This is a genomic window from Shewanella basaltis, assembly GCF_023283885.1.
GTDB classification, from domain to species: Bacteria; Pseudomonadota; Gammaproteobacteria; order Enterobacterales; family Shewanellaceae; genus Shewanella; species Shewanella basaltis.
The window spans coordinates 1-22,558 of the sequence record NZ_JAKILA010000022.1 but is presented as its reverse complement, the minus strand read 5'-3'; the positions used below and the strand labels follow the sequence as shown (position 1 = coordinate 22,558).

Sequence of the window (22,558 nt, the reverse complement as noted above, 5' to 3'; positions counted from 1 at the left end):
CTCATGCAACAAAATGCAGCATAAATCATCAAGCCATTGATTTTAAATAATTAAAAAAAGTGGCATGCGATTCGCTAATCAATCATCAGACAAACCACCATTGAGTACGTTTAAGCATAAATAAATGACTCAGTGACAATAAAACTTTAAGGGATGAAGATGAAAAAATCACTATATCAAGCAATTGCATTATCAACAGGCTTACTATTGAGCGGCAGTGCCCTTGCAGAAGTCACTGGCAATATTGGCGCAACGTCTAATTATTTATGGCGCGGTACCACACAAACCAGCAATGAAGCAGCCATTCAAGGCGGTCTTGACTACGCCCATGACTCAGGCTTTTACGCTGGTACTTGGGCTTCTAACGTCGATTTTGGTGACGAAACCAGCTACGAATTAGATTTTTATGGTGGATATGGCGGTAATTTCACAGAGGACCTCACTTACGATGTAAGTTACCTTTACTACGCTTACCCAGATGCTGGTGCCAGCATTGATTTTGGTGAAATCGCTATTGTATTAGGCTGGAAATGGTTAGATGTTGGTTACTCTCAAGTGGTTAACGCCGATTCTGACGTCTCTGGCTCATCTGACGAAACCGATTGGAGCTACATCCAAGCCAATGCCAGCTTCCCATTAACTGAAAAGCTTAGCCTATCGTTCCACTATGGTTACTCACAAGGCGATGTAGTAGAAGATTTATTTGGTGATACCTACACAGACTACAATGTGACATTAAGCGCAGAAACAGACATTGGTACCGTGTCGTTTATGGCGTCTGACACTGACCTTCCAGACAGCGATGCGAAAATTGTTTTAGGTTATTCATACGGCTTTACGCTTTAAGTTAACTTATTATTGTTAAAGTAAAAAATGCCATTGCAGTTTGCAATGGCATTTTTGTATAGGCGATATCACTCACACATTTTATTCGGCTTGGTAGCAAGAATATAAATTAATGCTAAGCTCAAACAGAAGGGTAAAAATGGCTGTCCATAACAGACAAAAAAATTTACTTTTCTATTGGTGCGTTTTTAGTTAGAAAGTGCTCATTGAATTCGTTTCGTTTTACCATTCAACTTGAGGGTTTCGTTATGGCTAATCTTACAGATCGAGTGCCAGATGACACAGAAATTGACGCGATGACTTCACCTAGAGGTTCAAAGTCAGCGGAGTCATTACAACATAAGCGTCAAATCAAACGCAGGTTAGAGGATTTCCTTGAACAAGCGCAATTACGCAAAGCAATTGGTGATGACGACTTTTTCTAAAAAACGGGGATAAACTTAATGTTTATCCCATTTTATCTTCCCTAAATAGCTTGCTTGCCCACTTTGCTACCGTGTCTGTTGGCTTGTGTCTGGGTTAACAGCAGTTCTGCTTTTGCCCCTAAATAAACATAAACCCCTAAGCCCACTAATAAACCTACTACGGCTAACATCATTAAAATAGCGGGCTCAATATATTGTTTTTCACCTAAAGATGCCTTAAACATTGTGAGTAAGGCTTCTATCGATATGGCAATCAAAATCGTTGATATAAATCGTGTAATCGTTCTTCTCGTTGAGCTGTGCCTAAAAATGTCTTTATGCATCAGCACCTCTTCTTCTAAAATGGTTTTACCCAAGTCAAAAATGGCTAACGCCAAGGTTAAAAAGATAATAATACCAAAGGGCTGTAAAGGATCATGCCGAGCAGATGTTTGGCTAAACAGCTCATAAATATCTAAAGTTACCGTCCACATCAACACTGTCACCAACACAAACAAACACAACACAATTGCCGCATAAATACTCTTAAAAAAGGGCGACATTTTACGCCTAGCGCTGTCTCCCATCATAAACTCAATTAAGCGGGTTAAATTGACATCAATAACGACAATACCTGTGTCACCAGTTGATGATGTCATCATTTGAGAGGCTGACAAACACAAACCACCACCAGCATTAGACAGGTATGGTCGTGTAATATGAACCGTATTCGCCTCAGAAAGCTGAGTAAAATAAGGTCGTTGACTCCTATCAGCTTGCTTACCATTGGTTAACAACCTCACCTGTTGATTAGCAATACTGATATTAGGGCTGACTTGAATACCTTGCCCATCGAGTAAATAAATTAACTCCACAAAAGGGTAACTTACTGCCATATCTTCAAACACTTTTGCCGATACAGGCTTATCGAATAAATTCACATCTCCCACGCCAACTAAAATCGACTCAAGTAGCTCGTGTACCAGGTTTTCATATTCATGATAGCGTTCAATTACGCTTAAATAACTCATTGCAGCCATATGTTTTCCTTTTTTATCAACACGACTGTGTCATACAGCAGTTTTAATGCCAACTAATAAACACTTTATTTTTAGTGGCTTAGCTATTTATTCTTGACTATTATTGCCATATAACCAACAAAGCGCACCATAATAGTGCTTTAAATACCTGCATTTTTTTCACTGCCGTTTTGTGTTCAACATCTGTTAAGATAAGTTGAACAACATCAGGTATATGCCAAAAACATCATGGCTCAGGTTGACTAGATTAGGAAAAGACAATGTCTGACTCTTTATTGCGTTATCAGCAAGATATTCGTCGTTTTTCTGATGAATTAATTCGTATCCAAGCACCGATTAAAATTTTAGATTCGATTAAATGGCCAAAACAAATTGAAGATAATTTTTTGTCAAAGCAGATCAAAGAATTACCCAAAGTCAGTAACGATTTTTATCAATCAATTCCGCTGTCATTTAATGCTGCTCAAACCCAAAATGATTTACAAGGTTTAAAAAGTGCCATTGAACGAGGCTTAGGTAAACGCGATAAATTAGGCAAAATTCTCCTGGCAAATATCGATCAATACCGAATCGTGATCGACATGCTACACAATCGTGGTAATCCTACGTTTGGGAAACTCAGTCAAGAACTCTACGGCAGTGCAAGCCATAAATTACACGGCGACCGCCACACTCTTCGTCAACTTGGCGACCGCTTAAGCCATATTTTCTCCTTGCCTGCAGCGCGTCACATGAGCAATCGTCACCCCAAAAATATCACCGCGCCACAAGCCGTTGATGTACTGAGCGAGCGCTTGGTCAAGTATTTTCATAACGATGAAATCCACGTGAAATTAAGTGATGGTATCGCCTCTGACGCCGCGGTTGGTGGTGATACCGTTAAACTCAATACTAGCGCCATGTTTAGCGAATCTGATCTCAATGTCTATGAAGTGCACGAAGGCTGGGTTCATGTCGGCACCACCTTAAATGGTCGTGCCCAGCCCCATGCAACGTGGCTCAGTGTTGGCTCCCCGCGGGTGACAGCATCGCAAGAAGGCTTAGCTGTGCTAATGGAAATGCTCACCTTAAGCTCAAACCCAGGGCGTGCTCGTCGCATTAGCGACCGCGTATCAGCCGTTGACATGGCCGAGCAAGGTGCTGACTTCATTGAAGTGTACCGCTATTTTAGAAACCTTAATTTAAGTTCAAAAGACAGTTACCGAGTCACTCAGCGTGTTTTTCGTGGTGGCATGGTCGGTGGCGGGAGCTTTTTTACTAAAGATATTTCCTATGTGCGTGGTTATGTTGAAAACATCAACTTTATCCGCAGCGCCATTAGCACAGGTTTACCAGAACTGATCCCGATGTTATTTTTAGGCAAGCTCGCGATTGAAGATATTCCAGTGCTGTATCAAGCATATCAAGACGGTGTGATTGCCAAACCCAAGTATTTACCGCCAATGTTTGACGACATCAGTGGCCTTTATGCTTGGTTTGGTTTTGCTTCAGGGATTGGCAACATTGACCTTAAAGGGGTGCAACGACACTTTGCTCGCCAATTTAAACATGTGGTGCCCACACTTGCTGTCGACTTGTTTGAAGACTCAGAATTTGATAACAACTTCGAGTAACTACCCTGCAATATGCCTCTCATCGTGCGGTCAACAGCACGTGATAAATCACCTCAGTATCGATGTTCATTCGCTAAGTGTGGCGTAAGTCACACTCAGCGCCCCATCAAATGCAATGCTATAGTGTAATCATATTCTTATATAAGACTTACTATGGCGCATTGGCTATTTTCAGCATTCCTATTTTGTCTCGCAGCGCTCAATGGTTGTACGCCTAATTCCCCCAGCACCTTAGAGTGTGATCGCGTGCCACCGCCGCAGAAATCTGGCTCGTTGGATTAACCTTGATAAGGCAAGGGGTGGCAGCAAAACGCTTTAATAAACGTCTAGATTAGTGCCTATTGCTGAGCAGAAATAGGCTCGACCTGTAATGAATTAAAAACCGCTATCAATGGCGTAAGCGTCACCATTACATTCAAAGTAAACCACACAAGATGGATAATTAACAATGCCACATTGCTTCATAACGATGGCATTTCCCCCACGCTCATATACTTGTAATTTGAGCGAGTCAGTCATCGAGGTTAAGCTTGGTAACTCATCAAATTTGGCAGGATTTGATGAGTTTTCGCAGTATGACGTACTAACGTCCCCTAAAAATTGGGCTTTAAATTCTATTATTTCTGCTGATATATAGACTTTTACTTTATCGGCTGCGGCATGAGCTAATGCGATATCATCCGCATTATTTTGAAACCTCGAGCTAGAGCAAGCAGACACAAACGTAACCAGCAACACAAATACACTGGATAGTGTAAAAAACCTTGATTTCATGCCATCCCTTAACAAAAAAGCATGCTCACTACAATAATGAACATGCCTAACTAAATACCAACAACTGATTTGCGTCTCTAACCAAATCTCTCAATCATAAGATTCAGTTATGCCACAAAAGTTCAACAGCAATCAATTACCCCAACACATTAGCTCTGCGCTTTTAATGCACGCTGCTTAATAAAGTATTCACGGGTTAAACCAAATACAATCGGGCTGAGTAACACTAGTGCAATTAAGTTTGGAATCGCCATCATGGCATTTAATGTGTCGGCCAATAACCAGATAAACTCTAACGAACTAACCGCCCCCAATGGTACAACTAGGGTCCAAATTAAACGAAATGGCTTAACCGCTTTCTCGCCTAACAGATACTGTACACACTTTTCGCTATAAAAACTCCAACCTAAGATTGTTGTAAAAGCAAAAATAGCCAATGCAATTGCCACAATATAATTACCCATAGGCAATGCATGCGAAAACGCATAAGAGGTTAACGCAGCGCCATTTTCACCCGAGATCCAAGCACCTGACACAATAATGGCCAAGCCGGTAATAGAACACACAATGATGGTATCAATAAAGGTTCCTAGCATGGCCACTAACCCCTGCTTTACAGGATTATTGGTTTGCGCTGCGGCATGAGCAATTGGCGCACTCCCTAAACCAGCTTCATTTGAAAACACACCACGTGCCACACCAAAACGAATTGCAGCCCACACAGCAGCCCCAGCAAAACCACCTTGAGCAGCCACAGGATTAAAGGCGCTTTCAACAATTAACATAAAAGCGGCAGGTACTTGGTCAGCATATACCACTAACACCGCAAGCCCCGCAGTAATATAAAACACGGTCATTAACGGTACTAATTTACCCGCTACCTCTGCAATACGTTTAATGCCCCCCATGAGCACGGCGCCCACAAGCAGCATCAACACAACACCCGTCACCCAACTTGGTACATTAAAATTACTGCTTAACGCATCGGCAACAGAGTTTGCCTGTACTGTGTTACCAATACCAAAACCGGCTATTGACCCAAAAATAGCAAATGCAGTACCGAGCCAAGCCCACTTACTGCCTAAACCGTTTTTGATATAATACATCGGGCCACCAACATGATTACCGTTTGCATCTGTTTCGCGAAACTTTACCGCAAGCACCGCCTCAGAAAACTTGGTCGCCATACCGACAAGCGCAGTACACCACATCCAAAATAACGCACCAGGGCCACCAATAAAAATTGCCGTAGCCACGCCCGCAATATTACCGGTACCAATTGTTGCAGATAACGAGGTCATTAGCGCATTAAACGGGCTCACATCGCCTTTTTCACTTTCATCAGTGACTTGGCGACCAGACCATAACAATTTAAATCCTCTGCCTAATTTTAAAATTGGCATCAGTTTAAGCCCAATAGACAGGAATAACCCAACCCCTAAAATCATGATCAACATGGGGACACCCCACACAATACCGTTGATCGTACTAACAAAACTTGTGATTGCTTCCATGTAAAACCTCATAATGAGTAATGACTTATGTCGAAAATTATTTTTATTAGATATTGTTATGATGGTTTCAACGGCCCAAACCCGTCACCATAATGCCATTTTTTAGGTTACCCCGATTACACAAACCAAGGCAACCTCAGACAATAAGAGATGAAACATCTTCAACTAAGAAGACGACTGCTCTAACAGCACTTTGAGCGTATCTAAACCTTGCTGTAAATCTTCACCAATCATGGTTTCAAAATCGACAAATAAAAACATTAAGTTCATTGGGTAATTCATGTGGCCACTAAACCCCCAGTCGACTTTAGTTTGCTGGGCACTAACCGCTTCTGTTGTCATATAAGCTGGCTCTGTTGCTTCAAAAGGTGAAATAAAGCGTAATTCAAAGTCGATACGCTTTCCTTCATCAATGGCAATAATCTCTTGCTCCCCAACCCCAACGTCGGGGTTTTCACTGGCCCAAGCAGACACAAAACCGACAGTGGCATCGATACCACGATAGGTTTTGACCATTTCAGGGTCCATTTGAGCCCATTTACTGAAGTTATCTTGGTTTTTGAGGTGTTTCACATAGTCAAACACCTCTGATACAGGCTTGTCTATGGTTACAGTTCGCATGACGGAGTAATCGGTTTTTATAAACAACGCGACGATAAAAGGAATAGCAATGACGACAGCAAGCCCTAGGAGAATTTTTTTTAACATTATTATTATCCTCAAATTATTGAGGTTTTAGTATACCTACCAAGCGCTTGTAAACAACAAATAATTAACAATTGAAATGGCTATTGCGGGTAATGATAAAACAGTGTTTCAAGGAGTGTAAAATTGTACGGCACAAGGCTCAATCTGCGTGTTGTTAGCAATGTGGGCTAAGCATGACACACAAACGCATTGATCAGAGCCAATAATCTTATCTGGATGAGTGAGTTGGTATTGTTTAAGCAATTTAACGGCATCATACGAAGAGTCAACGCACCAACAAGCTGAAATCGCTAGCCCTCGCACCATAGCGCAAGCGTTTTGTTGCTGACAAATCGGGCATAGACTCGCTAATGCAGACACTCTACCTCCTCGCCTAAAATGGCTCACTTGCAAAACGAAAATAACAAAGCCTTCTGTCATCATGCAACAGAAGGCCTTAAAGTGTTAGTGTTATCTGAAATGACAACTACTTTGGACGAACACCAAGCGTGTGGCAAATTGCATAGGTTAATTCTGCTCGGTTAAGGGTGTAAAAATGAAAATCTTTAACCCCTTCACGCGCCAACACCTTAACCATATCAATCGCCACGTTAGCGCCGACCAGTTGACGAGTTGCAGGGTCATCATCTAGGCCGTCAAACTGACGATGTAACCATTGAGGAATGGCAACATTGGTCATATCCGCAAAACGCTTGGTTTGTTTAAAGTTAGTAACAGGCAAAATACCCGGAATAATTTCAACATCAATACCCGCGGTAACACAACGATCGCGAAAACGTAAGTAAGATTCAACATCATAGAAAAACTGCGTAATGGCGCGGTTAGCACCTGCATCGATTTTCTTTTTAAGGTTAATCAAATCGGCTTGAGCATTTCGCGCATCAGGGTGCACTTCAGGATAGGCGGCGACTGAAATATCAAAGTCAGCAACAGAACGTAATAATCGTACTAAGTCATTGGCAAAACGCGTTGGCTTAGGGCTACCCTCAGGTAAATCACCGCGCAAAGCGACAATGTCTCTAATGCCTGAACTCCAATAGTGCTTGGCTAACTCGACCAGTTCTTCGTCACTGGCATCAACGAGGGTTAAATGCGGGGCAGCAAGCAGGTTCGTTTCTTTCTGAATACGTTCGATTACGCTATGAGTGCGGTCGCGTACGCCTGAATTAGCACCATATGTAACAGAGACAAACTTTGGATTTAATGGCTCTAAACGACGAATCGAATTCCATAAAATCTCTTCCATCTCAGGGGTTGAAGGAGGGAAAAACTCAAACGACACATTAATATCATTCAGCTCAGACAAGCTCTGATTTAACGACTGGGCATGTTGCGCGTGATGAAAAGCCATAATGTATTCCTTCAACTTCTATAAAACTTAGTGGTCTATACCAATCAACTAACCTGATGCACTCAACCTATGCCATCTAGCCGTTTGGACGTCTATACATCCATATACTAATTTAACTGCATACTAAGTCAAGCTAAAAAAACACCAATCAGCCAATTTAATACTACAAATACACAGTAAAAATGACCACTTGATTAAACCAACATAAACAAACAACATGCTATTGGCCTAAAATGCATTGGTATAGACTTTTTAAGCAAAAAAAACGACCAAAAAAGGTCGTTTTAATCATGAGGCAACAAACAGGAGAGATTATTCGTAATCTGACGCGTATGTCTCTTCATAAGAATGTGAATAAAATTCAAATAGGTTGCCAAATGGATCTTCTAAATAAACCATTTTTGCAGGCTTAGTATCATCTTCTGGGTGGTAGCGCATAATGTCCATGCGCACCTTGCCGCCATACTGTTCGGTACGTGCTATGGCACCTTCGAAGTCATCTGTTTGCAAACAAAAATGGAAAATACCAAGACGAGTAAAATCAACCACGTGACGATCTTGACGATCAACCATCTCAAACAACTCAACACCAATACCATCAGTGGTGACTAAGTGCGCAATATTAAAGCCTTTAAAGCCTTCACCAAACACGGCAATACACATTTTACCAATGGCCGTTTTACGCTCTTCCAGAACTTTTGTGTTCCCCATTACCACTCGTAAACCTAGCGCTTTGGTATAAAACTCAACGGCTTTATCCATATCGCCAACCATTAAACCTACGTGATTCATTTTCATAACTGACTCCTAAAACGCTGTTGATTAATTCATCATTTGTTTCGATGGAGACATGTTACGGCGAACAGGTTATTAATAAAAATTATCATTTTTTATTATTTTGATAAGATAAATTTATTGACGTTGAGCGTTATTCTGTCGTTTACCTGAACATGTAAAGATAAAAAAGTGAATACCAGTTATGTAAGTGGTGAAAAAGCCATCTCGCTTAGTCTTGACTTAGCCTTTGCATTTCAAGCTCGATTAATAATGCACAATGGGCATCATTTGCTGCATACTTTTTCTGGTGTTCATGCAAAGGGTATATTGACCAATTTGATTGCTGCGCACTTTTAGATAAGCGTTGTTTAAATAACATTGCAACCGCAGCGCGAGCGCCCACAGGCTGCTCAACATGGGCAAATCGCATCACTTTTGAAGAAAGCTCTACGGCATTAACTAACTTAATACCCAATTTTCTCCAGAGCATTTTTTTGTCTTCTTTCAACCCAAAGCCGACTTTTTTTATTAAAGGGTCCGACAGCACGTCATTAATGCCAATGAAATGTTCATAAAACTGAGTCGGAAATAAAAACACTTTAAATGGTGTAGCGATTTGAATTAAATGAGGTCCATCACTTACCTCATCTTGTATAAAACAGGGCTTACTCTCGGTATCGAAGCCTAAACAGGCATGTTTTTTTAACTCTGCTATGGCACTCATTGCATTTGCTTGGGTTGTAATAACGATGACATTCTCAAGACCTATACCCTCATAAAGTGGTAATTGTCGAATTTGCGCCTTTGTTGGTCTTTGCATTCAATATCCTGTTAACAATAGCGGCACTAATTAATCGATAATAAATAATCGATAATAAAAAATTGATAACAAAAAAAAAGACCATTTACATGGTCTTTTCAAACATTCTACTCTTGTAGCAAGTCTCTACAAATGTGCACTAAATCCGACTGCACTGCTGCGGCTGTAACCTCGCGCCCTGCACCCGGGCCACGGATAATCAGCGGATTACCTTGATAAAATGCACTACGAATAACAAACACATTATCGCCAGGCGTTAAATTAGCGTAAGGATGATGATTGTCTACCCACTGCAACCCTACTTCAGCATGCAGTTTACCCTCAACTTTGTCTAACGAGGCCACGTATCGCAATACTTTATTTTGTTCTGCAGCGGCTGTAAATTGCTGTAATAAGTCATCATCAAGTTCACTAATACGCAGTAAAAAATCCTCTAACGACAACTCTGCTAATGCCTTGGGCACTAACGAATTAAGCGTAATATCATCAAGCTCAACGGCTAAGCCAATCTCACGGGCTAAAATAAGCAATTTACGCTGCATATCACGGCCAGATAAATCATCACGCGGATCGGGCTCGGTAATCCCTAAGCTGCGAGCTTCTAGCACTAACTCAGAAAAGGGTTTAGTGCCATCGTAGTTTTCAAATAACCAACATAAGGTGCCAGAAAAAATACCACCTACCGCTTCAATGGTATCACCACTGTTACGTAAGTCATTTAATGCATGCTGAATGGGTAAACCAGCACCACAACTGGCGTTATAACGCCAAAATAAACGACGATTACTGAGTTGTTGCTTTAACTCACGGTAAAAAGGCAATGGTCCAGAACCCGCTAATTTATTGGCGCTCACCACATGAATGCCGCGAGCAAATAACTCAGGATACTGCAAGGTTAATGTGGCACTGGCACTAATATCTAAGGCGACAATTTCATCACAAGATAGCTGTGCTAATTGCTCAAACAAGCAGTCATAATCCCAGTCTGTAGCATGTGCTTGATAATCTTGCTGCCAATGATTAAGGCGTATACCGTCGTTTGAAATCAGTGCCTTTTGCGACCCAACCACGCCGATAAGCGCAACCGACGCTTCAAGCTCTCGATCTAATGTGTGGCTGGCACGCTTAAATAAATCGACCCAGGCTTCGCCAATATTGCCAACGCCTAGCAGCAATACGCCGATGCGCATTCTTGGGCCAGCGCAACGACGATGGACTTTTTGAGTTAATAAACTCACCTGCGCCTGTGGCACTAAAGTCACTAAGCTTAACGAGTCTTGATAAATCGGTTTAGCATCGCGGCTTAATAAACGGGCAAAGCTGCGTCTAAAGTGATGCGCATCGGCACTGACCAACGCCACTAAACCTAAATCGGTTTGCATGGTTAACTCATCAAGCGCCCATTGTTCTGCATGTTGAGTTAACAGGCTGTGTACTTGTTTTTGGCTTTCTAAGGTAAACGCCAGTTCAAACTTATGTTGGGCCAATTCCCAATAGGCTAAAGGCGTTAAGCCAGCCTCATCTAAAAGGGTCAACACTGGCGCAATATCTGTGTTCAGTTTAACGCTAAATAACACCACCTCATTGAGGTTGGTCACCACAGGAGCGCTAGCCGATGAGCTCAGCGGAGCGATTAAAGTAAAGTCGGTATGCGATGCATAGCTTGAACGCACAGCAAGGCTAACATCGGTATTAAATAGCGGCTGTAACGTACGAGAGTGCAACACAGGTGAGCCTAAACGCGCTAAACGGTCGGCTTCTGCTAAAGACATGCTTTTGAGTAGTTTGGCATCATTAATTTTGTTAGGGTCAGCGTTAAACACCCCTTCCACATCAGTCCAAATGGTGACTCGCTCAATGTCTGCTAAGCTGGCAATTAACGTTGCACTGAAATCAGAACCATTACGGCCAAGTAATAAAGTGTCACCATGGCGGTTTGCACAAATAAAACCGGTAATAACTAACCGCTCTTGTGGATGTAAAGCTAATAGGGCTTGCACTTTATCCCGCGACTCTTGCACTAAGATATTAGGCACAGCGCCTTCTTCGGCAACTAAGATTGAGCAGGCATCAACATGCGTTGCTGCTACGCCCGTTTCACGCAATAGTGCAGCCATTAATCGAGCTGACCAACGTTCACCAAAACTCACTACTTGGTTTAACTGGTAGTCGTTGCGCTGTTCTAAAGACAGCAAACTCACAAGTTGCGACTTGTCAGTAGACAAACGCTCACGTAAATCTCGGGCTTGTTCGTTTGACAGAAGCTGTTCAATTAAGGTTTGTTGATAACTAATCAAAACTTGCAGTTCTTCCTGCCAAAGTTGACCGCTGTCGCGCAAACTGAGTAATTTATATAAGAAGTTAGTGGTTTTACCGGCGGCAGAAACCACCACAAGATCATCACTGTTACCATGGGTCAGTAAAATATGGGCAACACGGCGATAGCAATCAGCATCGGCTAAACTCGAACCACCAAACTTATGTAAATGACCTCGCGCCATTACGCACTCCTTAAACAACTACGACTTTTGCTGCTGCTATTTTACTTTGTTTCTTTAAAACTACAGCCAATATAAACGTTAATTAAGCTTATTTTACCTGAGTTCAGGTTATTTAATTGCTGCAACAGCGGCTAAACCGGCTGTTATATCAGCAACTAAATCGTCAGCATCTTCAATGCCAACAGATAGTCTCAATAAAGTGTCTTTAATACCAGCCTCTTGGCGTGCTTTGGCATCCATTGCTCTGTGGGTCATGGTAGCTGGAACGGCGACTAAACTTTCCACTCCGCCTAAACTTTCAGCAACACTGAATAAGGTCAACGCATTTAAAAATGCCACAACTTCAGCTTCGCCGCCTTGCAATTCAAAACTTAACATCGCGCCAAAGCCTTGTTGTTGCTTTGCCGCAATGTCGTGACCAGGATGGTCTTTTAAACCGGGATAATACACTTTGGCAACCACGTCACTGGCATTAAGTAATTCAACAATCTTTTGCGCATTACGTTGATGCTCACGAATACGCACAGCAAGAGTACGTAAGCCACGTAGCGTTAAGTAACTGTCAAACGCAGAGCCTGTTAATCCAAGGGTGTTAGACCACCAATGTAATAGCTCGCCTAGCTCAAGATCTTTTGCCACAACCGCCCCACCAACCACATCACTATGGCCGTTAATGTATTTGGTGGTTGAGTGAATCACAATGTCAGCACCTAGCAATAATGGTTGCTGTAAAATAGGCGACAAAAAGGTGTTATCGACTGTCACTAATGCGCCAACATCGCGACAAGCGCGGCTAATCGCTTCAATATCAACGACGCGTAATAACGGATTTGAAGGCGTCTCTAACCACACCATTTTAGGCTTTTGCGCTATGGCTTGCTGCAATGCTTGAGCATCGGTTTGATCAACAACCAACAATTTAAATTGGCCTTTTTTAGCCAAATTGGTAAACAAACGGTAACTGCCACCATAACAATCGTGCGGGACCACTAATAAATCATCAGGGCCAAGTAAACTGGTCACCAAGGTAATCGCCGCCATACCAGTACAGGTCACCACACCCGTAGCACCTTGCTCAAGTTTAGCAATGGCGTCGCCTAATATGCATCGCGTTGGATTGCCTGAGCGGCTGTAGTCAAACTCACGGGGATTTTTGTGGCCATCAAAAGAATAATTGGTCGATAAATAAATAGGCGGGACCACTGCACCATATTGTGTGTCTGATTCAATACCCTGACGAACGGCCAATGTGGCGCTTTGATACTTAGTCATAAAGACTCCTAAAAATTTACAAACACACAAAAGAGATGTCTAGACGTCCAAATCTACCTAAGTGACGTGGGTTCGTCAACCTGTTTCGGACGTTTAGACGTCTAAACATAAAGAAATCTATTTGCAATCGTCACTAAATAGTAGCAATAATTTGACTAGAGACTGTAAGGGGTTAAAATCTGCCCCGTATTTATCGTTAAGGGTAAGTTAATGACTGAGTGGAATGGCGAATATATTAGCCCATATGCCGAACACGGCAAAAAAAATGAACAAGTAAAAAAAATTACGGTTTCTATCCCTTTAAAAGTATTAAAAGTACTGACAGATGAGCGTACCCGTCGCCAGATTAATAATCTGCGTCATGCAACTAACAGTGAACTGCTATGCGAAGCATTTTTGCATGCATACACTGGGCAACCGTTACCTAATGACGGCGACTTATCAAAAGATGAGCCCGATAGCATTCCTAGCGAAGCAAAAAAGCTAATGGATGAAATGGGAATTGAGTGGGAAGAACTCGAATAACCTCGCTTGTTTAATCGACAAACTTTGAAACTGCCCGTATAAGAAGCAGTGATAGTAATGTTTTTACAGAGAACAGATGATGTCATTTATCGAACCATCTACGTTGATACTGGCATCAGTTATCGTTTTTTTTGGCGCGCTAACTCAAAGCTTAATTGGCTTTGGGTTGGCCGTTGTTGCAAGCCCTCTGCTCTATATCGTTAACCCCCAACTTGTACCCGTACCCATCATTGTGATGGGGTTTGCTATTTCAGCAATGACCCTATTCAGAGAGCGCGGTCATCTGCAATTTAATGGATTACAATACGCGTTACTTGGACGAATACCAGGGGGCTTTGCCGGCGCAGGCTTATTGCTGTTTGCTCCACAAGCCATACTTGGGCTCATTATTGCAGCTATTGTGTATATTGCAGTGATTCTTAGCGTGTACAAAGTGACGGCCCCGATTAACCGCATTAGCTTATTTATTGCAGGAATATTCTCTGGGATTTTTGGCAACATAGCTGCTATTGGCGGCCCCCCTATGGCCATTTTACTCGCCGGGCAAGATGCCAACCAATTTAGGGCTGCGCTATCCGCCTTTTTTGTATTTAGCTCACTGATTGCGTTAGGTATTTTAGCCGCTGTTGGTTTAGTGGAAATAAAACATTTGTGGTTGTCACTCATGTTATTACCGTCTGTTATTGGAGGCTATCTGGTATCCGGTTTGTTAATCAATCATGTCGATAAAAACAAAACACGCACTGCAACTTTAATTTTATGTACCATCAGCGCCACGATATTAGTGGCTAAATCAATAATGGCATTAATTAACCTTAATTAGCTAACGCAAAAATCTTCTGTCTTTACTTGTCAAAAATATCCGTTAATCCGCCTATCAAACATCCTGCTTTAAACGCAATAGATCCAGATCACACCTAATCCATTAGATTTTTTTCAATTAACTTTTTTTCAATTAGTTTTTTCTCATGGATATGATCTACCTCAAATTAACACTACCCACTTTTAGGTAACATTATTTACAGCAAATAAATATCTCCACATTGCTAAAGCAGTACCTATAAAAAGCCCATAGAGGACAAAATGATGAACAGTTACATAAAAGTTGGTATCGCAATCGCCATTGGATTATCGCTTAGCAGTCAGGTTTTGGCTGCTGACGGTGGCAACCCTAAAAAAGGTAAACACCTGTACAAAAAAGAATGTAAAGCCTGTCACAGTGCCAACAGTGAAGGTCCAGAACTCACTCCCATGACCAAAACCATGAGCCAATGGGATCGTTTTTTCACTCGTGACAAACACAAAGCAAAACCTGCCGTTTTTGAGGCGCTGTCTGAGCAAGAACTGAAAGATATTCAACAGTTTTTGTATGACCATGCAGCCGACTCAGATCAGCCAGCAACCTGCGGCTAAACCAATCATGCTGGCCGACGTTTCTTTGTAAACGCCAGATCAGCCAATAAGCAGATCTAAAAAATAGTGGGGCTTAGCCTCAGGGGATCTGACAACCAAAATTTGCCAAATCGATTCATTAATGGCAAACACGGGGGAGAAACATCATGAGAACACTTATTTCAATACTCGTTGCTAACGCACTTTTTATGAGTGGTGCAAGTTTAGCAGCTGATAGCGATGTGCAAAAAATTGCCGAGTTAGAAAAGCAGCTTGCCGAAATAACAGATGATTTAGATTACTTAAACTCGCGCGTTGACAAAACTGAACGTCACAGCGCGTTAGACAGGCTCGAAATCACCGGAGACTTTAGAACCAGAGCCCATTCACTGCATTATCAAAACGTCACCTGGAATCCAGCCATTAACGTCAATTTTTCTGACTTTGCCGCTAAAGCAATGGCAGGTACATTTGGCGATCCAAGCAGTGCCAGCTCACCTTTAGGGCAAATGATGATGGCCAACCCAGATTTAGCCACCGCGTTCCAAAGCGGAATGCTTCAAGGTGTCATGCCAATGGCATTAGGTCAGCCAACTCAACAAGACATAAACAATGATATTTTTTATACCACCCGCCTTCGCCTAAACCTTAATGCCAAAGTCTGGGACAATGTCAGCTTCGCAGGGCGTTTAACCATGTTTAAAAGCTGGGGAGACTCTACCGGCGTGAAAGTATTTGACTCATGGAACGCCTTTACAATGGACGGCACCAGCAGTGGCAGCACCAGTGGTGACGAATTAAAAGTCGAGCGAGCCTACTTTAACTGGAAAGACATCAATGGCAGCGGCGCCTATCTGTCTATCGGTCGTCGCCCCTCAACCTACGGCCCACCAAGTCACTACCGTGAAAATGAACTTCGTGGCGGCACGCCGTCAGGCCACCTCGTTAACTTTAACTTTGACGGCGCAACGTTAGGCTATGACTTAACAGACATTACCGGCATTGAAGGCCAAACCGTTCGTTTCTGCTACGGCCAGGGCTTTGAATCTCAATACGGTAATGGTGAGTTATTTGGCGATATTATCACTAAAGACACTCATCTTGGTGGCTTTAATATCGACGTCATCAACGACGGAAACCACTTTTTACAATTCACCTTATTTGGCGCTAAAGACGTAAACGACGGCTTTACTGGCACCATGGCCTTCCCGACACAACTGGCCAGTATTTTTGCTCCCACCATGTACCAAGACATGCAAAAATTTGAAAACTTTAATTTTGTTACACGAGTGCAACCCAGTGACGTGATAGGAGACATGTACCTAGGCGGCTTAGGGTATGCCTATGAAACTGACGAAGACATGAAAATGTTTGCATCGTTCGGTTGGACTCGTGCAGAACCCAGCGGAAATACAGGGATGTTTGGTGGCATGTTAAGTGATGCAATATTTGAAGCTGAGCTTAACAGCACGGGCACAGAAATTATTATGGTGCCAGCTCAAACCGTCGATACCGACACAAAAGATGGGTATGGCGTGTATGTGGGCATGCAAATTCCCGCACCCTACGGCAAGTTTGGCTTGGAATATAACTATGGTTCAAAATACTGGAGCCCATTTACTCAAGCACAAGATGACCCAATGGGCAGCAAATTAGCCACACGCGGCCATGTGGCCGAAGCCTATTACATTTTTGATATCAACCCTAACATGTTTATCAAGTTAGCAGGGCTGTATTACGACTATGAATACACAGGCAGTGGATCACCCGTAGGTGCCCCTCAAAAAGTCGACGATGTCATTGCTGGTAACGCTTATTCAATGTTACCAGTGGTAGACACCGCCTATGACATCAACGCATCACTGACCATTAACTTCTAATTTGAACATCTCATTGGTCCCCCTGAGCACAAGCTCAGGGGTAAGGACACATATCATGAAAACAATCACAGCACTGGCAGTATTCCTGATGTTAAGCAGTAGTGCACAGGCGGCTTTTAATCATAAAGAGGCTCTGCCGGGCCCCTTTGCCAATGGCCCAGAAATCACCAGCCAATGTTTAACCTGTCACCAACAACATGCCGAAGACTTTATGAAATCATCCCACTGGACATGGGAGCTAGAGCAAGAATTACCCGGCAGAACCGTTAAACGTGGCAAAAAGAACAGTATTAATAATTTTTGTGTGTCGATATCGGGTAACGAGCCCCGTTGCACCAGTTGCCATGCTGGCTATGGCTGGAAAGATTCAACATTTGACTTTAACGACATGACCAAAGTGGACTGCTTAGTGTGTCACGACACCACTGGGACTTACATGAAAGACCCAGCGGGTGCTGGCGAGGTATTTGGCAAAGTAGACTTAGCCAGAGTGGCCCAAAATGTGGGTGCGCCCGTACGCGATAACTGCGGCAGTTGCCACTTTTATGGCGGCGGTGGCGATGCGGTAAAACATGGCGATTTAGACTCGTCGATGTCATACCCTGATCGCGCAACCGATGTGCACATGGACACCGACGGCAATGATTTTCAATGCCAAGATTGCCACGTAACCGAAAAACATCAAATCAGTGGTAACGCCATGGGCGTGTCACCTGGTGGCGAAACCAAAATTGGGTGTGTCAATTGTCATGATAGCGCGCCACATCAAAACAAAAAGCTCAACACCCACACCGCCACAGTGGCATGTCAAACCTGTCATATCCCATCATTTGCGAAAGTTGAACCCACCAAAATGCATTGGGACTGGGAGGCTGCAGGTCAAGATCTTGAAGACACTATTGATGAAAATGGCAAGCACACCTTTAATAAAAAGAAAGGTCGTTTTATTTGGCAAAAAGATGTCCCACCACAATATGCTTGGTTTAATGGTAGTGCTGATGCGTACATGGCAGGCGATAAAATTGACCCAACTAAAACGGTAAAATTGGCTTACCCATTAGGCGACATCAATGACCCTAAAGCCAAAATTTATCCTTTTAAAGTGCATACTGGTAAGCAAATTTACGACACTGAACTGAACATTTTACTCACACCAAAAACCTACGGTGAAGGAGGATATTGGGATAAATTTGACTGGGACCTAGCGGCTAAATTGGGGATGGAAGCCAACCCAACTATGATAGAAAAAGGCCTTAAATACAGCGGCAAACATGGCTTTGTTGCAACTGAAATGTGGTGGCGCATCAACCATATGGTCACCCCCAAAGACAAGGCATTACAATGTAATGACTGCCATAACAAAGGGCAGCGTCTAGATTGGAAGGCACTCGGTTACGATGGCGACCCCATGAAAAACCGCAAAGGAGTTAAGCACGCTAAAGCGGAGTAACCAACCTAAACAAAACTTAACTAATTGATTAATACAAACTCAAAAGCAAACCGCCATCATTTTATTGATGGCGGTTTTATCTCATATACCGTATTCAGCTTATTGCCAACAAATCCAATCCCTCGCACTCAACATCTTGTTCAATGCCCGATATGGGATCGCGAAAGCGTAAACGCTTAGCCAATAATTGCAAAGGTTTGTCAAAGTTATCAGGCCCTTTAGGTTGTAACGTAGGGTAAAAGCGGTCATGTAAAATCGGCATACCTAAACTTTGCATATGCACACGCAATTGATGCGTTTTTCCTGTAATAGGGCTTAACTCAAACAAACCAACACCATTATTTACCGCCACTAAACTAATTTCTGAATGGCTATTTGCCTCACCCTCTTCAACCTGCATGGTAAAACTCGGATTAGCCGCCACAATGCGATTTTTAACCGTCCAACTCAAAGGCAACTTGGCAGTATTGTTGGCTAATTGTGCCAATATCTCAGGTGTTACGTTGGCAATAGCTTGGTAATCTTTACGAATATGGTCATCTAAAAAGAGTTGATGATAAGCATGGCGAGTTTGAGGATTGGTGGTCATTAACATCACCCCAGCGGTATCTTTATCAAGCCGATGAGCTGGGGCTATAGTGTCGATTTGAGTGGCAATGCGTAATCGATGCACTAAGCATTCGTTAACGTAATTGCCCCCGGGAGTGACAGGTAAAAAATGCGGCTTATAGACAATAATGGTGTCATTATCTTGGTACAGGATACGCTCATAAAAGGGAACTTTCGTTTCCGCGTTCACTTCACGATAGTAATACACCCTCGCGGTGGCTTGGTAAGCGGTATCTGCATTAATCAGCTCGCCATTTTGCCAATGTACCTTGCCATCGTTAATGCGCTGCAGCCATACTTTGGCATCAATTTGCTTAAAATGGTCCACTAAAAACGCCAGCACCGTCAGGTATGATTTGCCAGCTAACTCGCTGTCACGAGGCAGTACAATATATGAAGGCTGCGCCGCAATGGCTGTGGTGGAATGAGAGGCAGGATCGTTGGGGGCTAAATTGGGCATAAATAGGCTATACATAAAAACATAGGGAAAATTAATCACACTATGTTATCAGTGTATCGCCCATGATGCACCGCTTACACATCGACATGAGATTTAAGCAGTTGCAACACAAAATCCATGGTTTTATGGCAATCGGGTTGCTCAACTAATACCAACTTATCGCGATTGTACATTGGTAACACCTCAAGCCAGCGCTGGCTTACCCAGGTCGCATCTTCTAAATGCACCTGAGAATAAAGCTCGAGTAAATCAGGGTTCACTTGATAAAACTGCTCTAGTGCTGCGCTGATGATTTCGAACTCACCCGCTATTGGCTCTTGCCTCCAGTTTTGACACGGTAATGCGCGGGCTATCCAACTGCCATCTCGCTGCTGAGCGGCCGATAAAATAGTAACCCGTTGCGAGCCTTCAATCACAATACTTAAACTGTTATCTGCTAACTGGTTAAAATCAATAATATTGCAGCGAGTAGCACTGTTGTAACAGGGAAGTTCGCTATTGGCTTTTAGTGCTGCAAAGGCAAGCTGATAATGCCCCTTTAATACTTGGGCAATCATGCGCAGCTCACAAGGTGATGCGATACGAATTTCGAGACGTCCGCCCGGCAATAACACACCATCTTTAATTAACAGTGCCATTTCTTGTGTTTTCATCACAGCCTCCCACACCAAAGGTGAAGTACTGAACCAAAATCTAAGTCAGTATAACAAGTGTAGCAGTGGTCAATATTTCAACAACATAAGCACACTAAATAATGCTTATTAACGACATCGACCACCACTATTTGCTATTAGACCCGATCCAGTATGGCTATATTTCATACAAACAGTAAAAATGAACACATTTTAATCAACGCTATAAACGCTCAATGTGATCCATAATGTTGCCTTTTGCGACAATCTCAGCAAATTCATCAGCTAATTGTTGGCTTTGCTGCACACTTTGTTGCCAGTATGCAATGCGGCTGTCAGAGTCCAGATGTTTAAAATCTTCTCTGTCTGGAATTTTAGCAAAAGGCAAACTGGCAATAAATTGCTTACTCGGCGCCAAAATAAGGCCGTTGTGGTAGTTTGCCTTGGCTTTGCGCCACAATAATGACTTATCAAACCAACCAGGGCTCATATAAGGGTAAAAGTGAGGGTACAAACTCAATCCTGTCGCAGTAGGCAGTGGCATATCAAAATGGTAATCCGTAATCCCGCCATCGTAATAATGACCTTTGGGCGATCCTTGCAGATCTTTTACCGGATCAAGCAACAAAGGAATCGATCCCGTTGCCAATAACCCATGACGAATATTATCTTGAGTCAGCTCAACATGTTTAGTCGGCAAGTCTTTTAAACGTCTAAACGGTGACGCCGCATCTTTGTGGCTTAAAATGACTCGTTCAAAATGCCACCCCAAACTTTTACGATTAACAACATTGCTCACCGCCGCCATCGACAAGCCAACCATTAAGCCAAATTTAGCATGGATACGATTTAAATGGCGCGCACGGCAAGCCACCATATGATGGCGAATCAGGGGATTAGCCAAAATATCTGCACCTTGTTGTTCGCCCAAAATACCGTCAACAATTTGCAATACCTGAGCACTAACTTGCTCGCGCGTTGGCTTCGCCACGTCATAGCGCTGGTTAATATAAAAATGTTCAAAGCGCTCATAAGCGGCCAATGGGTTTTGCTGCGCCATGCAGGCTAACCGCCAGGCACCAGAAGAGGCTCCCATGGTATAAAGTGGGTCTTCACGGCCTTGGAAAAACTCGCTAAATAAGTATTTATCTAATCCGGCAATCGCAAGCCACTTAGGCCCACCAGAAGCAGCAAACAACTGAGTAAATAATGATTGTTGTAAGCCATTCGCTTCTAATTGCTCATAAGCGGTTGGTCCAGCAAGTAAACGTAATGCAGGCAATGTACAATCCTTCTTTAATTTTTAATGCTGATACTTTTGTAACACGGTATGCTTAACAAGCTATCATGTTTTTATGGTTTATATCTTACGGAATTTTTATGATTGTCGATACTCTAGCAAATCGCAACCTTTACACTCAACTCAGCCCTCGACTAGCTCGTGCATTGGCGCATCTTGCTGAAACCGATTTCAGCAAGCTTGAGGTAGGTAATTACCCATTAGACGGTAAAGATATATTTGTGATTGTAAATGACTACCAAACAAAACCGAAACACACACAGGCTTTTGAAGCACATCAAAAATACATTGATGTGCAATATGTGGTCAGTGGCGAAGAAGAATTTGGCTATTTGCCACTCGCCAACCAAACGCCCTCTAAAGCATATTTTGCCGACCACGATTATGCTAATTACGACTATGAATCTAACAAACAAGATGCGGCCTTTATTCCACTAAAAGCCGGCATGTTTGCTTTGTTTTTCCCTGGAGATATTCACATGCCAGGTACCAGCGACACACAGCAACACGTTCGTAAAGTGGTCATTAAGGTTCGTGTAGAGTAAGCCCAACAGTAAGTCGTACATCAATATCTTATTCACTAGGGCCTGTTGACCTTTCAAGGTTGTTTTTGCAGCGAATTGTTGGCCATTACTCATATACAAGTGCGCGGCAGAGACTTTGAGGTGTAGTTATTCTACATAAAAAGTC

General features: G+C 42.8%; 22 protein-coding genes. 9 read left to right on the top strand and 13 right to left on the bottom strand.

The window, feature by feature from the left end; all coding sequences use genetic code 11:
* The first annotated feature begins 159 nt into the window (after positions 1-159).
* Entirely contained in the window at positions 160-846 is a 687-nt protein-coding gene (locus tag L2703_RS14990; protein WP_248971888.1) for a TorF family putative porin, read from the top strand.
* A gap of 248 nt (positions 847-1,094) precedes the next feature.
* Positions 1,095-1,271, top strand: a complete 177-nt coding sequence (locus L2703_RS14985; protein ID WP_248971887.1) for a PA3496 family putative envelope integrity protein — start codon at positions 1,095-1,097, stop codon at positions 1,269-1,271.
* 41 nt (positions 1,272-1,312) lie between these two features.
* Here L2703_RS14985 and L2703_RS14980 read toward each other — a convergent pair whose 3' ends face one another.
* On the bottom strand, positions 1,313-2,290 hold the full coding sequence (locus tag L2703_RS14980) for a PDC sensor domain-containing protein (RefSeq protein WP_248971886.1): 978 nt from the start codon (positions 2,288-2,290) through the stop codon (positions 1,313-1,315).
* Positions 2,291-2,550: 260 nt separating this feature from the next.
* Between L2703_RS14980 and L2703_RS14975 the strand changes: the two genes are divergently transcribed.
* On the top strand, positions 2,551-3,903 hold the full coding sequence (locus tag L2703_RS14975; protein WP_248971885.1) for a flavohemoglobin expression-modulating QEGLA motif protein: 1,353 nt from the start codon (positions 2,551-2,553) through the stop codon (positions 3,901-3,903).
* A 375-nt stretch (positions 3,904-4,278) separates the two neighbouring features.
* Here the strand turns inward: L2703_RS14975 and L2703_RS14970 are convergent, their stop codons facing one another.
* The 9 genes from L2703_RS14970 to metB form a co-directional block, all read right to left on the bottom strand.
* A complete protein-coding gene (locus tag L2703_RS14970; RefSeq protein WP_248971884.1) occupies positions 4,279-4,677 on the bottom strand; it encodes a hypothetical protein in 399 nt (132 codons plus the stop codon).
* A gap of 149 nt (positions 4,678-4,826) precedes the next feature.
* On the bottom strand, positions 4,827-6,191 hold the full coding sequence (locus L2703_RS14965) for an alanine/glycine:cation symporter family protein (protein ID WP_248971883.1): 1,365 nt from the start codon (positions 6,189-6,191) through the stop codon (positions 4,827-4,829).
* A gap of 165 nt (positions 6,192-6,356) precedes the next feature.
* A complete protein-coding gene (locus tag L2703_RS14960; RefSeq protein WP_248971882.1) occupies positions 6,357-6,899 on the bottom strand; it encodes an SRPBCC family protein in 543 nt (180 codons plus the stop codon).
* Between the two features lie 108 nt (positions 6,900-7,007).
* Complete coding sequence (locus tag L2703_RS19110; protein WP_428848665.1) at positions 7,008-7,319, bottom strand: cysteine-rich CWC family protein; 312 nt, start codon at positions 7,317-7,319, stop codon at positions 7,008-7,010.
* A gap of 46 nt (positions 7,320-7,365) precedes the next feature.
* Positions 7,366-8,250 (bottom strand): methylenetetrahydrofolate reductase, encoded by an 885-nt coding sequence (gene metF, locus L2703_RS14955; RefSeq protein WP_248971881.1) that lies wholly within the window; start codon positions 8,248-8,250, stop codon positions 7,366-7,368.
* 312 nt (positions 8,251-8,562) lie between these two features.
* A complete protein-coding gene (locus L2703_RS14950; protein ID WP_248971880.1) occupies positions 8,563-9,048 on the bottom strand; it encodes a VOC family protein in 486 nt (161 codons plus the stop codon).
* Between the two features lie 208 nt (positions 9,049-9,256).
* Positions 9,257-9,847 (bottom strand): 3'-5' exonuclease, encoded by a 591-nt coding sequence (locus L2703_RS14945; protein ID WP_248971879.1) that lies wholly within the window; start codon positions 9,845-9,847, stop codon positions 9,257-9,259.
* Positions 9,848-9,954: 107 nt separating this feature from the next.
* On the bottom strand, positions 9,955-12,348 hold the full coding sequence (locus tag L2703_RS14940; RefSeq protein WP_248971878.1) for a bifunctional aspartate kinase/homoserine dehydrogenase II: 2,394 nt from the start codon (positions 12,346-12,348) through the stop codon (positions 9,955-9,957).
* Between the two features lie 108 nt (positions 12,349-12,456).
* Complete coding sequence (gene metB / locus L2703_RS14935; protein WP_248971877.1) at positions 12,457-13,620, bottom strand: cystathionine gamma-synthase; 1,164 nt, start codon at positions 13,618-13,620, stop codon at positions 12,457-12,459.
* 210 nt (positions 13,621-13,830) lie between these two features.
* On the opposite strand from metB, the gene metJ reads away from it, so the two are divergent.
* From metJ to L2703_RS14910, 5 genes are all read left to right on the top strand, one after another.
* On the top strand, positions 13,831-14,145 hold the full coding sequence (metJ, locus tag L2703_RS14930) for a met regulon transcriptional regulator MetJ (protein ID WP_188736186.1): 315 nt from the start codon (positions 13,831-13,833) through the stop codon (positions 14,143-14,145).
* Positions 14,146-14,221: 76 nt separating this feature from the next.
* Entirely contained in the window at positions 14,222-14,968 is a 747-nt protein-coding gene (locus L2703_RS14925) for a sulfite exporter TauE/SafE family protein (RefSeq protein ID WP_248971876.1), read from the top strand.
* Between the two features lie 260 nt (positions 14,969-15,228).
* On the top strand, positions 15,229-15,558 hold the full coding sequence (locus L2703_RS14920) for a c-type cytochrome (RefSeq protein WP_248971875.1): 330 nt from the start codon (positions 15,229-15,231) through the stop codon (positions 15,556-15,558).
* 146 nt (positions 15,559-15,704) lie between these two features.
* Entirely contained in the window at positions 15,705-17,417 is a 1,713-nt protein-coding gene (locus tag L2703_RS14915; protein ID WP_248971874.1) for a DUF3373 domain-containing protein, read from the top strand.
* 55 nt (positions 17,418-17,472) lie between these two features.
* Complete coding sequence (locus tag L2703_RS14910; RefSeq protein ID WP_248971873.1) at positions 17,473-18,867, top strand: tetrathionate reductase family octaheme c-type cytochrome; 1,395 nt, start codon at positions 17,473-17,475, stop codon at positions 18,865-18,867.
* Positions 18,868-18,961: 94 nt separating this feature from the next.
* On the opposite strand, the gene L2703_RS14905 is transcribed toward L2703_RS14910, so the two are convergent.
* The 3 genes from L2703_RS14905 to L2703_RS14895 form a co-directional block, all read right to left on the bottom strand.
* On the bottom strand, positions 18,962-19,936 hold the full coding sequence (locus L2703_RS14905; protein ID WP_248971872.1) for a pseudouridine synthase: 975 nt from the start codon (positions 19,934-19,936) through the stop codon (positions 18,962-18,964).
* A 74-nt stretch (positions 19,937-20,010) separates the two neighbouring features.
* Complete coding sequence (locus L2703_RS14900; protein WP_248971871.1) at positions 20,011-20,589, bottom strand: LON peptidase substrate-binding domain-containing protein; 579 nt, start codon at positions 20,587-20,589, stop codon at positions 20,011-20,013.
* Positions 20,590-20,791: 202 nt separating this feature from the next.
* Entirely contained in the window at positions 20,792-21,850 is a 1,059-nt protein-coding gene (locus L2703_RS14895) for an alpha/beta hydrolase (protein ID WP_248971870.1), read from the bottom strand.
* A 98-nt stretch (positions 21,851-21,948) separates the two neighbouring features.
* Here L2703_RS14895 and L2703_RS14890 point away from each other — a divergent pair, with 98 nt between their 5' ends.
* Entirely contained in the window at positions 21,949-22,413 is a 465-nt protein-coding gene (locus L2703_RS14890; protein WP_248971869.1) for a NanQ anomerase/TabA/YiaL family protein, read from the top strand.
* The last annotated feature ends 145 nt before the right edge of the window (positions 22,414-22,558 follow it).